We start from the raw sequence: 13381 nt of genomic DNA on the forward strand, positions 1-13381 counted from the left end.
TCGTCCGCTCGGGAGGCGCTTCCGTAGCCTCTCCTACGGGCCAGCCCGCGCCGCTGCCGCACTTGAGTACTCTTGACCCATCATGAAGCATCCCTTGCGTGCGCTCACTGTGGATCTGGGCGCAGCCGATCTGGGCGCCACGGATCCGGGCACCGCAGGTCTGGCCTCAGCCCTCTCCGTTCCGGACGCGCAGTGCTGGATCCGCCGCGGCGAGGGGCAGGTGGGCTTCGGCGAGGTGGCCCGCTTCACCACGAGCGGCCCGGACCGCTTCATCGAGGCTGAGGACTGGTGGAAGCAGCTGGTCCTCGAGGCCGAGATCCGGGACGAGGTCGAGCATCCGGGGACGGGGCTCCTCGCCTTCGGCAGCTTCGCCTTCTCCAAGACGTCTCCCTACGCCTCGCGCCTCGTGGTCCCGGAGCTCGTGGTCGGCGTCCGCGACGGGCGCGCCTGGGCCACCCTGGCCCGCGGTGACGGCATCGTCCCCACCCCCGAGGAGGTGCGCCGCGCCGTCGTGCGCACGCTCGGCTCGGGTGAGGGGACGCGCACGACGGCGGGTGCCGCCCCTGCGGCGCCGGGCCCGGTGCGCCTCGGGCTGGGAGCCCTCGGCGAGCAGCGGTGGATGGACGCGGTGGCCGCCGGGGTACGTCGGATCGCGGCGGGCGAGCTCGAGAAGCTCGTGCTCGCGCGGGACATCGTCGTGGAGGACGCGCGCGGGATCGACCGCGGCGGGGTGCTGCGACGGCTCACGAGCGCCTACGGCGACACGTGGGTGTACGGGGTCGACGGCCTGGTCGGGGCGACACCGGAGATGCTGATCCAAGTGGCCGGCCGGACCGCGCAGGCGCGCGTCCTCGCGGGCACGCTGGACCGTCGGGAGGCCGACGGCAAGGGCCTCGAGTACGCCGAGCGGGTCCTGGCGGGGTCGCCGAAGCAGCGGCACGAGCACGAGATCGCGATCCAGTCGCTCACGACGGCGCTCGAGCCTTTCTCGGAGGCCATGAACGCCCACGACGAGCCCTTCATCCTCGAGCTGCCCAACGTCTTCCACCTCGCCTCGGACGTGCGGGCGGAGCTGGCCGACGTCGAGGGGCACGTGCCCACCTCGCTCGCCCTCATCAACGCACTCCACCCCACCGCAGCCGTGTGCGGCACGCCGACCTCGGTGGCGGGCGCCCTCATCCGGGAGCTCGAGGGCCTGGACCGGGGGCCGTATGCGGGGCCGGTCGGGTGGCTTGACGCCGCTGGCAACGGCGAGTGGGGCATCGCCCTGCGCGGCGGCGTCCTGGAGTCTGCGACCGAGATGCGCCTCTACGCGGGGTGCGGGATCGTGGAAGCCTCGGATCCGGCGTCGGAACTGGCGGAGACGTGGGCCAAGTTCCGGCCCATGCTCGAGGCTCTGGGCATCGAGCGCTGACCCTCCCGGCCCGTGACGAACCTCACTCGCGTCTGGGATTCCGGAAACTCGCTTCGCGTCGCGGCTTGATTCGCCGCCGCCCGTGTTGTCCAATGGTGAAACATTAGTTGCCTGTGATGCACATCTCATCACGCTCCGCGAGGGGTACGATGGGACGTCGCATTAGCACTCCGGACCCGTACCTGAGAAGTAAAGGTAGAGATATGACTTTCTCCGCGAAGCTCGCGGCCAAGGGCGCAGCCGTCCTCGCCGTCGGTGCCCTGGCCCTCACGGCCTGCACCAACGCCTCCGAGACCGGCGGCGGGGCGAAGCCCTCGGGCTCGTCGTCCTCGACAGCCTCCTTCGACCCGAGCACCGTGGCCAAGGACGATTCGCTCGCGTCGCAGGTCCCCGCCGCGATCAAGTCCAAGGGCACGCTCGTGGTCGGCTCCGATACGAGCTACGCCCCTGCCGAGTTCCTCGGCGGCGCGGACAACCACACCCCGATGGGCTACGACGTCGACATCGCCAAGGCCATCGGCCAGACGCTCGGCCTCAAGACGGACGTCCAGACCGCGGACTTCACCGGCATCCTTCCCGCACTGGGCCCGAAGTACGACCTCGGCATCAGCTCCTTCACGATCAACAAGGAGCGCCTCCAGGCCGTCAACTTCGTCAGCTACTTCAACGCCGGCACCGCCTGGGCCGTCCAGAAGGGCAACCCGAAGAAGTTCTCGCTCGACGACGTCTGCGGCAAGACCATCGGCGTCCAGACCGGCACCGTCCAGGAGGACCCGGACCTCAAGGACCGCAATGACAAGTGCGTGAAGGACGGCAAGAAGCCGATCGAGATCGTCTCCCTCAAGGCGCAGACGGACCTCAATACCCGCCTCGTGAACGGCAGCCTCGACGCGATGGCCGCCGACTCCCCGATCATCGGCTACGCGATCCAGCAGACCAACGGCGCGGTCGAGAAGATCGGCGACACGTACGACGCCGCGCCGCAGGGCATCGCGGTCGCCAAGAGCGACACCGCGTTCGCCGACCTGATCCAGAAGGTCATGACCAAGCTCATGGCCGACGGCACCTACAAGAAGATCCTCGACACGTGGAACAACTCCGAGGGCGCCATCACCAAGTCTGAAGTCAACCCCACGCCTTCCTCGTGACTGCCATGACAACGCATCGAGCCGAAGCCCCAGAGTCCGTCAAGGGCGGCACACCGGACCTGATCAAGGCGGTTCCGGTGCGCCACCCCTGGCGCTGGGTCGGCGCCGCCGCCATCCTCATCGTCGTGGCCCTCGTGATCCAGAGCCTGGCCACGAACCCGAACTTCCACTGGGACACCTTCGCCCTCTACGTCCTGGACGTGAACGTGGTGCGCGGCGTGGGCTGGACGCTGCTGCTGACGGTCCTGTCGATGGTGCTGGCGATCGTCCTCGCCATCCTCCTGGCCTTCATGCGGCAGTCGGACAACCCGATCTTCCGCTGGTCCTCGTGGTTCTGGGTGTGGTTCTTCCGCGGCACCCCGGTGTACACGCAGCTCATCTTCTGGGGCCTGGTCTCCGTCCTGTACCCCAAGCTCAGCGTCGGGGTGCCGTTCGGCCCGGAGCTGTTCTCCTTCACCACCCAGGACCTGCTCACCGCCTTCTGGGCTGCTGTGCTGGGCCTGGGCCTGAACGAGTCGGCCTATCTCGCGGAGATCTTCCGCGCGGGCCTGAAGTCGGTGGACAAAGGCCAGATGGAGGCCGCCGAGGCCTTGGGCATGCGCCGGCAGAAGATCATGTGGCGGATCATCCTGCCGCAGGCGATGCGTGTGATCGTGCCCCCGACCGGGAACGAGACCATCGGCATGCTCAAGACCACCTCGCTGGTGCTGGCCGTGCCGTTCACCCTGGACCTGACCTTCGTGACCAACACGCTGGCCAACCGTACCTACCTGCCCATCCCGCTCCTCATCGTCGCGGCCTTCTGGTACCTGCTCGTCACGAGCATCCTCATGGTCGGCCAGCACTACATCGAGAAGCACTACGGCAAGGGCGTGGACAACCTCGTCCAGGCTCCGGTCAACGCGGCCGCTGCCAAGGCTGCCGCGGCTGGCCTCGGCCCGGCTGGCAGGACGATGCCGGGCGGTCCCACCGTGGCCGGGAACGAGATCGAGGAGAGCGGGCGATGAGCGCACCAGCAACCCAGGGGACGCACCACGTCTCCCCCGGAGCCAAGGACCTCGTGAGGATCGAGGGCGTCCACAAGTACTTCGGCCAGCACCATGTGCTGCGCGGGATCGATATGACGGTCAAGAACGGCGAGGTGGCCGTCCTGATCGGCCCCTCGGGGTCCGGCAAGTCCACGCTCCTGCGCTGCATCAACCACCTCGAGACGATCAGTGCCGGGCGCATCCGCGTCGACGGCGAGCTCATCGGCTACCGGGAGCACGCCGGCAAGCTGCATGAGCTCACGGTCAAGGAGGTCGCGCGCCAGCGCCGCAACATCGGCATGGTCTTCCAGCGGTTCAACCTCTTCGGCCACAAGACCGCCCTCGAGAACGTCATCGAGGCGCCGGTCCAGGTCAAGGGCCAGAACAAGGCCGTGGCGAAGAAGCGCGCGCTCGAGCTCCTGGACCAGGTGGGGCTGTCCGACCGGGCGGGCCACTACCCGGCGCAGCTCTCCGGCGGCCAGCAGCAGCGCGTCGCGATCGCACGGGCTTTGGCGATGGAGCCCGAGCTCATGCTGTTCGACGAGCCCACGTCCGCTCTCGACCCGGAGCTGGTCGGGGACGTGCTCAACGTCATGAAGGACCTTGCGGCCTCCGGCATGACCATGATCGTGGTGACCCACGAGATCGGGTTCGCCCGCGAGGTCGGCGACACGCTGACCTTCATGGACGGCGGCGTGGTGGTCGAGTCGGGCAACCCCCGCGAGGTCATCGCCAACCCGCAGCACGAACGGACTCAGGCCTTCCTCAGCAAGGTGCTCTGACCGCTACCGCGCCCCTCACGGGAAGTGACCCCTCAACCCAGGTTGGGGGGTCACTTCCCTGTTCAGGGGTCACTTCCCGGTTGAGGGGTCACTTCCCTGTTGGGGGGTCACTTCCCGGTTGAGGGGTCACTTCCCTGCGCGAATCAGTTGTACCCGAGCCGGTCCTGGGGCGCCAGCGAATCGGCTACGGCGGCCTTGATCCTCTCGTGCAGCGCCCTCAGCCCGCTGCGGTCCACCCGCGCCTCGATGATCTCGCGCCCGGCGCGACGGGGGGCCGAGAGCGCGTCGGCAGCCTCCGCCGTCGTGCGCACGAGCGTGTGCCGCACCCCGTACGCCGCGGCGAGCGCCCGCAGGTCGGCGCGGTGCGGGGTGCCGAAGAGACGCTCGACGGCGACTGCCGCACCGGGGCGCCCCGGCTCGCCCCCCACGCGGCCGTGCTCGAGGAGGCCGAAGATGGCTCCCCCGGCATCGTTGAGCACGACGACGCGCAGCTCGGGCTCCGCTTCGCCCTCGCCGAGGAGGAGCCCGCCCGCGTCGTGCAGGAGGGTCACGTCACCGAGGAACGCCGTGGTCTCGATGCGGCGGCCGAGCCACAGTCCGCTGGCGGTGGAGACGGTGCCGTCGATGCCCGAGAGGCCGCGGTTGGCGAAGACGCGCGCCGCGGGCTGCGGGGCGGGGGCGGCCGCGAAGTCCACGTCCCGGATGCCATTCGACGAGCCCAGCATGAGCTGCCCCCGGGCGTTCTCCCACACGAGCTGCGCGAGGCGCGGGCCGGTGAGCGTCCCGGTGCCGGCGAGTGTCCGGTCCACGGCTTCCTGGGCGGCGGCGCCGGCGAGCAGCCACGCGTCGAGCCAGCCTTCGGCGCCGCGGCCGGCGAAGTCGGAGAGCACGTCGAGGTCGTCGATGAGCCGCTCGCGGCGCCTCCCCTCGCGGAACCAGGCGGCGGGGCGTGCGTGGTAGAGCGCGGTCTGGACGCCCTCGCGGGCCAGCAGCTGGGTGACCGGGCGGGACAGGGTGGGGCGCCCGAACAGGACGACCCGTTCGATCCGGTCCCCGGGTGCGATGTCGAGCAGGAGGCGGTACGGGCCCACAGCGTGGCCGCCGAACCGGGCGTTCGAGCTGGGCTCCGCGAACAGGGGCAGGCCGTGGGCGGCGGCGAAGGCCTCCGCGAGCGGGCCCGCGCCGTGCCCGGCGAGCACCACGCTGCGTCGGGGCGGCAGGCCGCCCAGGGCACCCACGGGTGGCCGGCGGTATGCGTACGGCTGGACGGGCGGTGCGTCCCAGCCGCCCAGGGGCGGCTCCCACCCCTCGTCGGGCGCGAGCGGCTCGCGGAAGCACAGGTTCAGCTGGACCGGCCCGGCGGGCACGCCGTCGAGCGCGCCGGTCGCGGCGGAGAGCGCGGTGCGGACGGAGGACGACGGCGACGCGCCTGCCTCGACGCTCGCGGCGAACCGCACGTGCTCGCCGAAGAGGTCGAACTGGTCCGTGGTCTGGTTCGCGCCCGTGCCGTGGAGCTCCTCGGGGCGGTCCGCGGAGAGCACGACGAGCGGTACCTCCGCGTGGTTGGCCTCCATCACGGCGGGCACGAGGTTCCCGACCGCCGAGCCGCTCGTGGTGACGACCGCCGTCGGGCGTCCCGAGGAGAGGGCCGCGCCGAGCGCCGTGAAGCCGCCCGCCCGCTCGTCGATGCGGACCACGAGCTCGAGGTGGCCGCGGCCCTCGGCCTCGGCGAGGGCGTAGGCGAGCGGCGCGCTGCGGGACCCGGGGCACACGACGACGCAACGGACGCCGCCCGCGAGCAGCTCGTTGACTGCTTCGCGGGCGGCGTCGAGGGAACTGAGGGCACTCACGTTCCCATCGTAGGCACTGCCTTCGGCCTGTTCAGGCCCGGGGCTACTTGGCGTGTGCCGTCGGCAGGATCTGGACGACCGCCGGCCGCGGGCCCGCGAACTGCCCGGTGCCCGCCGCGGTGCCCGTGGGGACGTAGTCCGGGAAGTACGAGTTCGGGGCCGCGAACGAGCCCTCCTCGCCCGGGTGCTGGACTGAGACGAAGACGTGGCGGTCCTCGTCGTTGACGATCGGGCCGCAGGTCTCCGCGTCGCGCGGCACGGACAGGAACTGCTCGACCTTGCCCCGCTCGGCGCCGTCGAGGGTCACCTTGAAGAGTCCGTCGTTGTAGCCGATGCCGCTCGGGGCGCCGTCAGTCGAGATCCAGAGGTTGCCCTTGGAATCGAACGCGAGGTTGTCCGGGCAGGAGATCGGGGACACCTGCTCCTTCGGGAAGCCCGAGAAGTAGACCGTGTCGCCCTGGGTGTGGTCGCCGCACAGCATGAGCAGGTTCCACGTGAAGGCCGTGGCGGTCTGGTCGCCGCCATCCTCGGTGATCTCCACGATGTGGCCATCGCGGTTGAGCGCCCGCGGGTTGACCTCGTCGACGCCCGCGTAGCCGGCCTTGCCGCGGTTCGAGTTGTTCGTGCAGGCGACGTAGACCTTGCCCGTGATCGGATTGGGCTCGACGTCCTCGCAGCGGTCCATCTTGGTGGCGCCGGCCTTGTCCGCGGCCAGGCGCGTGTAGACGAGGACCTCCTCGGTGCTCATGCCTGCGACCGCCGACTTCCCGTCGAGGACGAGCGGGAGCCACTGGCCCACGCCGTCGAACGCGCCGTCGGCCGGAAGAGCACCCGTGCCGTCGACCTCAGCGGCCGGCGAGCTGCCCTCGAACTTGGCGACATAGAGGCTGCCCGCGGAGAGGAGCGTCTTGTTGTGCTCGCGGTCGGCCGCCGTGCCCCCGGCACGGTACGCGTCGCGGGAGACGAACTTGTACAGGTAGTCGAAGCGCTCGTCGTCGCCCGTGTAGGCCACGACCCTGCCGTTGGCGGCGACATGGACGTTCGCGCCCTCGTGCTTGAGGCGGCCCAGCATCGTGTGCTTCTTCGGTGTGGACGTCGGGTCGAGCGGATCGACCTCGACGATCCAGCCGAAGCGGTTGGCCTCGTTCTCGTACCCGGGGGTGCGGGTGTCGAAGCGGGGATCGTCGAGCTCCCAGCCGTTGCCGGTGGGCTTGTCGGCGAGGCCGTAGCGCTTGTCCTGGGCCGAGGTGCCGGTAGCACGGAAGAACCCGTTGAAGTTCTCCTCGCCGGAGAGGATGGTGCCCCACGGGGTCACGCCGCCAGCGCAGTTGCCGAGGGTTCCGAGGACGCGGCGGCCGGAGGGATCGTCGTTGGTCCGCAGCAGCGCCGAGCCGGCGGCGGGGCCGGTGAGCTCGTACGGGGTGTCGAGGAGGAAGCGGCGGTTGCGCGGCGCGCCCTTGACGTACGCCCAGGCAGCGTTCTTGTTCTTCCGCTCGAGCTCGACGACGGTGAGGCCGTGGGCGGCGCGGGCGATCGCCCGGATACGGGCCGGGTCAGCAGCCATCTCGGCGTCGGAGAACATGATGTTGTTGTTCGTGTACTCGTGGTTCGCGAACAGCATGGCCTTTCGGCCCTGCGAACCCTCGAGCTCGATGATGGCCGAGAAGTCGTTGTTGTAGCCGAACTGGCGGGCCTGCGCCTCCGGGGTCTGGTTCGCGCCGTCGAACGCGGGCGCGTCGTGGAACAGCGGGTCGCCCCAGCGGATGATCGGCCGCCACGAGAAGCCGGCGGGGACCGTGAACTCGTCGACCGTGTAGTTCACGGGCGAGATGGGCGTGAAGTCGAGCTTGGAGGGTGCTGCGCTCTTGACGGCCTGGGAAAGGCCGGCGGCCTGGGCCTTCTCGCCGCCCGTGAAGGCGAGCGTGAGGGCTCCGGCGAGGCCGAGGCCGAGTGCCGAGCGGCGCGAGATCTGGCCTTCGACGATGTCGCGGAAGTAGTTGTTCTCCGAGTCGTTGCACACGTCTCCGAGGCAGGCGTTGCCGCACTTGAGGGCGCAGGTGACGGCACTGCGCTTGCCGCGGACGTGGCCGAGCATTGGCAGGAACGGGCGGCGGGATTCGGACACGGAAGTGACCTCCGGGGGTTCATGGACAGGGTGCTCGTCCAGCCGAACATTCCCAGAGTAATCACAGACTATTTTGAGGTTAACCCAAGGTTAATGAGGATTTGGCGCGCCAGAACCTGTCCCCGGGCGTCAGACGCGCGTCGCTGCGAGGACCGCGTGGCAGCGGCGCAGCCGCTCGAGCCACCATCCGCGCCGGTCCTCGGGCGCGGCGAACCGCTCAAGGAGCTCAGGATCCGGGGTGGCGCGCTCCCCGAGCGAGTCGGCCGGCAGGGAGCCGCGCTCGGGCACCAGAGGCGGCCGCACGACGTCGTGCGCGAGCAGCGCGCCGGTGCCCAGCCCGCAGGCGTGCGGCAGCGACGGGAGCGCGGCCGCGAGCGCGACCCCGGCCGCGAGGCCCACCGACGTGTCGAGCGCGGAGCTCACGACCGCGGGCAGCCCCGCCTCCTGGACGATCCGGAGCGCCCGGCGGACCCCGCCGAGCGGCGCGGCCTTGACGACGATGAGGTCTGCAGCGCGGGCGCGTGCCACGCGGAGCGGATCCTCGGCCTTGCGGACGGCCTCGTCCGCGGCGATCTTCACCGGGGTGCCACGGGCCTCGAGCAGCGCACGGACCTCAGCGAGCCCGTTGATCCCAGGCACCGGCTGCTCGGCGTACTCGAGGCTGAACTCGCCGAGCCGGGTGAGCGCCTCGACGGCCTCGGGCACGGTCCATCCGGCGTTCGCGTCGACCCGGAGGTCCGCCTCCGGCAGGGCATCGCGGACAGCAGCGACGCGTGCGATGTCATCCGCGAGGGCCTGCCCGCGCTCCGCCACCTTGACCTTGACGGCCTGCACGGGCCCGAACGCTGCAAGCACGTCACGCACCTGGCCGGCGGGGACGGCGGGCACCGTCGCATTCACCGGCACCCGGGCGCGCAGCGGCTCGGGGAACCCCTGCCACGCCGCCTCGATCCCGGACGCGAGCCAACGGGACGCCTCGGCGTCGCCGTACTCGAGGAACGGCGAGAACTCGCCCCACCCCTCCGGGCCGCGCAGCAGCAGCGCTTCCCGCTCGGTCACTCCGCGGAACTTGACGGTCATCGGCAGGCGCACGACGGCGGCGCCCGCCTCCAGTTCGGACAGGTCCGGCAGCGCCGTGGCCGGGTCGGTGGTCATGCGCCCACTGTACGCACGGCACCGGCGAGCGCAGCCCACGAGGCGACGCCCGCGAGCACGATGACGGCCGCGAATGCGAAGAGCCACACGGCCGAGGGCACGCCCGTCTTGTGGGCCAGGATGTAGGCGTCCGAGCTGCCGAGCTCGTGCCGCCGGCCTGTGTGGACGGTCACGACGTTCCACCAGTCGCGGGCCGCCCCGAGCACGAGCGCGAGGCCCACCGCGAGCGTGAGGTGGCCCTGGACGTCCGGCGGCACGGCCACGACCACTGCCACCACCGCCGCCAAGGCGCCCGCCAGGATGAGGACCCCGGCGAGGTTGCGGATGAACAGGAACACCAGCGCGAGCAGCACTACCGACACGGAGAGCGCGGCCCGTCCCCAGCCCTCCGCGGAGGCCCACACGAGGACTGCGCCGACGACCGCAGGCGAGGGGTAGCCCCAGAATCCGAACCAGACGGCCCTCCCCCGGCCTACGCCGTGCGTGGTGCCGCCCTGGTCGAACCGGAGCGTGATGCCCGTGACGCGCATGCCGGTCGCGAGCCCCGCGAACGCATGTCCGAGCTCGTGCACGATCGTGACGAACCGTCCGAAGAACCGCCAGAGCACCGGTACGACGCACAGGGCGGCCGCCACGCCGAGCACGAGGGCGAGCTCCGAGGGCGGCACGGCAAGGGGTCCGGTGCGGGAGAAACCCTGCACGAACGCGCCGACGAACGTCTCCCACCACTGCTGCACCACGCCTCCGAGGGTAGTGGAGGCCGCTGGGAGGGAGTCCCAGGCCCCTGACTGGGCGCCGGCGCTGGGCCGAATGGCCTGGGCCGGTGCGCTCATGACACGCTGGGGAGCATGTCCGCCCGCCGCCGCCCCTCCGTGGGGCCGTTCCTGCTCGGCGCGCTTGCCGCCGCGGGTGCCTGCGCGGCGGTCTACTGGGCCTTTGTGCGCACCCCCGCAGGCCAGGGCCTCGACGAGCAGGCGCTGCTGGAGGCTGCTGCGCTGTTCGGGGGCTGGAGCCGGACCCGCCTCGCGGCGCTGAACTACCTGCCCGCGGCCTCGGCGGTGGTCGCCGCGGCCGTCCTGGCCTGGACGGCGCTCGCGCGCCGCCGCCGGTCCGCCGCGTCGGTGGCATTCGCCGCCGTCCTGGTCGCCAATGCCGCGGCCTACGCGCTCAAGCACTGGGTCTTCCTCCGGCCGGACTTCGGCTACGGAGTGTTCGGGGAGAACACGATGCCTTCGGGCCACGCGACGCTCACGGCCTCCGCGGCGGCGGCAGTGTTCCTCGTGGCGGGTCCCCTGCGGCGCCCGGCCGTGGCCTTCGCCGGTGCCGGCTACGCCTCCGTGACCGGTCTCGTGATGCTCGTGAACCAGTGGCACCTCGCCGGGGACGTCGTGGACGCGTTCTTCCTCGTCAGTGCCGTCATGGCCCCGGCGTACTGGCTCGTGCTCCGGCTCGAGCCGGCTGCGCCCGCGGGACCGCGTACCGAGGATTTCCGGCGCCGGTGGCTCGCGCACTCGGTCCGGGTGTGTCTGGCCTCGGCAGCGGTCGCCGCGGTCTCGCTCGCCCTGGCCCTCGTGGTCCCCGAGGGTGAGCGGCGCGTCGGGAGCGTCCCGCAGTTCCTGGCAGCTGGCGCAGGCGCCATCGCCGCCGCGGGATATGCATGCTCGGCCGCCGCCCTGTGGCTTGGGGATGCGAGGACCCGCAGGGGAACTGCACAGCCTCGTGTGCGACGCTGGAAGGCATGACCATCAGGGACACCGGCCATCACGTGCCCCATGGCGACCGCACAGAGCCGCGCGGGACGGCCCCGTTGCGGGCTGCGCCGCTGGGCCCGTTCGTCGTCGCCTCCCTCCTGGCCCTGGCCGGGGTGTTCGGCACCTATCTGTTCTTCGTGCGCACCACGACCGGCCAGTACATCGACGAATCCGCGCTCGTCGAGGCTACCCAGCTCTACGGCGGCAGAGCCGCGCGCGCGGGCCTGCGCTTCCTCGACGACCTGCCGGCGCTCTCGGTCGGCGTGGGCTTCCTGGCCCTCGGCTACGCGGCCCTCGTCCGACGCCGGTGGCTCGCCTCCCTCGTGGCACTCGCCGCCGCGGTGGGTGCCAACCTCGCCACGCAGGTCCTGAAGGCGGACGTCTTCACGCGCCCGTTCCGTGGCATCGAGACGATCACCGAGAACTCCCTCCCCTCCGGCCACACCACACTTGCAGCCTCCGCCGCCGCGGCGGTGTTCCTCGTGGCGTCCCCACGCTGGCGGCCTCTCGTGGCCTTCGCGGGCGGCACCTACGCCGTCGGGACGGGCGCGGCGACGCTTGTGAACCAGTGGCACCGGCCCGCGGACATCGTGGCGGCGTTCCTCGTGGTGGCCGTGTTCATGGCGCCGGCGGCATGGATCGTGCTCCGGACGGGGCCGGAGTGGAACTCGTGGGGCGGCTTCGGCTCCCACGTGGGCTCGCTGCGGCTGTGGATCGTGCTGCCCACGCTCGCCGGGCTCGTCGCCGCGGCGGTCGCCGTCGTCGAGCTCGTGCGCATCGCGCCGGTCCTCGGGCAGGAGACGAGCACGACGAACTATTTCTGGGCGGGACTGGCCTTCATCATGATCAGCGGTTACCTCGTCTCGACCGCGGCATCATGGCTGGTCGGCTCGGCCACGAAGGGCCACCCGGCCTGAGGGCTCGCCTGCGGAGGCAGCCTGTGCGCGGGGCACGCTCCAGGCGAGCACGGCAGCCGCGGCGAGCCCGAGGATACCCGTCGCCGCCACGCCCACTGCGAGCGCCGAGACGGCGGTCACCGTCGAGAGCAGCACAGGGCCGAGCGTGCTGCCCGAATCGGCCATGAGGCGCCAGAGCCCCAGGAACTGGGCCCGGCCGTGGTCCGGCGAGAAGTCGGCGCCGAGGGTCATGATCATCCCGGAGCCGATCCCGTTGCCCAGTCCGAGCAGGCACGAGACGGCCAGGAACGGCCAGAAGGCGGCGGTGAACGGCATGGCCACGAGGGCCAGGCCCATGATCACCATGGACGGCAGGGCCACGGCGAGCCGCCCGCGGAGGTCCATGATCTTCCCGCCCGGGTAGAACAGGAGCAGGTCCACGCCGCCCGCGATCCCGTACACGAGCGACGCCGTGGGCGCGTCGAGCCCGAGGTGCTCGGCCCAGAGCGGGATGACCACCTGCCGGGACTGGCGCACGGCCGCGACGAACAGGACCCCGAGGCCCACGCCCGCCAGGACCTTCCAGTGGGTGACCGCCACGCGCGCGAGGCGGGGCTGCGGAGCCCTTCCGGACCGCGCGGCGTCGTCCTCGAGGTCCGGCATGAACAGCGCCACGGCGGCCGCTCCCGCGAACACCGCCGCGCCCACCCAGTAGGCGCCGCGGAGGCCCCACAGATGCATCGCACCGGCGCCGAGGAAGGGGCCGAGGAACAGGCCGATGCGCAGGGTCCCCCCGAGCGTGGAGAGGGCACGGGCGCGGAAGGCCGGCGGGACGGCCTCCGTGAGGTACTTCTGGCGCGCGAGGTTGGTGACGCTCGCGGCCATTCCGAGGATGACGAGCGCGGGCATGAACAGCCACAGCTGGGTGGCCAGGGCCGCGACGGTGAGGACGACGGCGCCCGCGGCCTGGGCACCGACGATCGCCCACCGCTCTCCGAACCTGACGGTGAGCAGGGACGCGGGCAGGTTGAAGACGAGCGAGCCGAGCCCGATCAGCGTGACCGTGAGCGCTGCCACCGCCACCGAACCCCCGAGGTCGCGGGCTGACAGCGGCACAACGGGCAGCACGGCCCCCTCGCCGATCGAGAACAGCACCGACGGGCCGAAGGCCGGGACCGCGATCGAGAGGAGGGAGAAGCCCTCGTTGCCTGATCGAACCATTACTCCACTCT

11 protein-coding genes are annotated in these 13381 nt (G+C 71.4%); 6 read left to right on the forward strand and 5 right to left on the reverse strand.

The features are described 5' to 3' along the window. Window positions 1–82 precede the first annotated feature (82 nt). The 4 genes from IE231_RS14920 to IE231_RS14935 all read left to right on the forward strand — a co-directional run bounded on the left by IE231_RS14920 (window position 83) and on the right by IE231_RS14935 (window position 4372). A complete protein-coding gene (locus tag IE231_RS14920; RefSeq protein ID WP_189694780.1) occupies window positions 83–1414 on the forward strand; it encodes an isochorismate synthase in 1332 nt (443 codons plus the stop codon). Window positions 1415–1617: 203 nt separating this feature from the next. Next, window positions 1618–2562, forward strand: a complete 945-nt coding sequence (locus IE231_RS14925; RefSeq protein WP_189694781.1) for an ABC transporter substrate-binding protein — start codon at window positions 1618–1620, stop codon at window positions 2560–2562. Between the two features lie 5 nt (window positions 2563–2567). After that, complete coding sequence (locus tag IE231_RS14930) at window positions 2568–3569, forward strand: amino acid ABC transporter permease (protein WP_189694782.1); 1002 nt, start codon at window positions 2568–2570, stop codon at window positions 3567–3569. Then, window positions 3566–4372, forward strand: coding sequence for an amino acid ABC transporter ATP-binding protein (locus tag IE231_RS14935; protein WP_189694783.1), 807 nt, complete (start codon window positions 3566–3568; stop codon window positions 4370–4372). Before IE231_RS14930 ends, IE231_RS14935 begins: the two co-directional genes overlap by 4 nt. A 143-nt stretch (window positions 4373–4515) precedes the next feature. Here the strand turns inward: IE231_RS14935 and menD are convergent, their stop codons facing one another. The 4 genes from menD to IE231_RS14955 form a co-directional block, all read right to left on the reverse strand. Then, entirely contained in the window at window positions 4516–6222 is a 1707-nt protein-coding gene (menD, locus tag IE231_RS14940; RefSeq protein ID WP_189694784.1) for a 2-succinyl-5-enolpyruvyl-6-hydroxy-3-cyclohexene-1-carboxylic-acid synthase, read from the reverse strand. A gap of 43 nt (window positions 6223–6265) precedes the next feature. Further along, on the reverse strand, window positions 6266–8317 hold the full coding sequence (locus IE231_RS14945; protein WP_189694822.1) for a PhoX family protein: 2052 nt from the start codon (window positions 8315–8317) through the stop codon (window positions 6266–6268). A 159-nt stretch (window positions 8318–8476) separates the two neighbouring features. Next, window positions 8477–9502: an o-succinylbenzoate synthase gene (locus tag IE231_RS14950; RefSeq protein ID WP_189694785.1), complete on the reverse strand. Its 1026-nt coding sequence runs from the start codon at window positions 9500–9502 to the stop codon at window positions 8477–8479. After that, window positions 9499–10335, reverse strand: coding sequence for a M50 family metallopeptidase (locus tag IE231_RS14955; RefSeq protein WP_189694786.1), 837 nt, complete (start codon window positions 10333–10335; stop codon window positions 9499–9501). Before IE231_RS14955 ends, IE231_RS14950 begins: the two co-directional genes overlap by 4 nt. A 15-nt stretch (window positions 10336–10350) precedes the next feature. Here IE231_RS14955 and IE231_RS14960 point away from each other — a divergent pair, with 15 nt between their 5' ends. After that, entirely contained in the window at window positions 10351–11244 is an 894-nt protein-coding gene (locus IE231_RS14960) for a phosphatase PAP2 family protein (RefSeq protein ID WP_189694787.1), read from the forward strand. Beyond that, window positions 11241–12170, forward strand: coding sequence for a phosphatase PAP2 family protein (locus IE231_RS14965; RefSeq protein WP_189694788.1), 930 nt, complete (start codon window positions 11241–11243; stop codon window positions 12168–12170). The genes IE231_RS14960 and IE231_RS14965 overlap by 4 nt, the downstream gene beginning before the upstream one ends. Here the strand turns inward: IE231_RS14965 and IE231_RS14970 are convergent. Continuing rightward, the gene (locus IE231_RS14970) at window positions 12129–13370 is read right to left on the reverse strand and encodes an MFS transporter (protein WP_189694789.1); all 1242 of its coding nucleotides are present in this window, start codon (window positions 13368–13370) and stop codon (window positions 12129–12131) included. The two genes, IE231_RS14965 and IE231_RS14970, sit on opposite strands and share 42 nt — an antisense overlap. Window positions 13371–13381: the final 11 nt, after the last annotated feature.

This window comes from Sinomonas cellulolyticus, from assembly GCF_014656475.1.
In the GTDB taxonomy this organism is placed as follows: domain Bacteria; phylum Actinomycetota; class Actinomycetes; order Actinomycetales; family Micrococcaceae; genus Sinomonas; species Sinomonas cellulolyticus.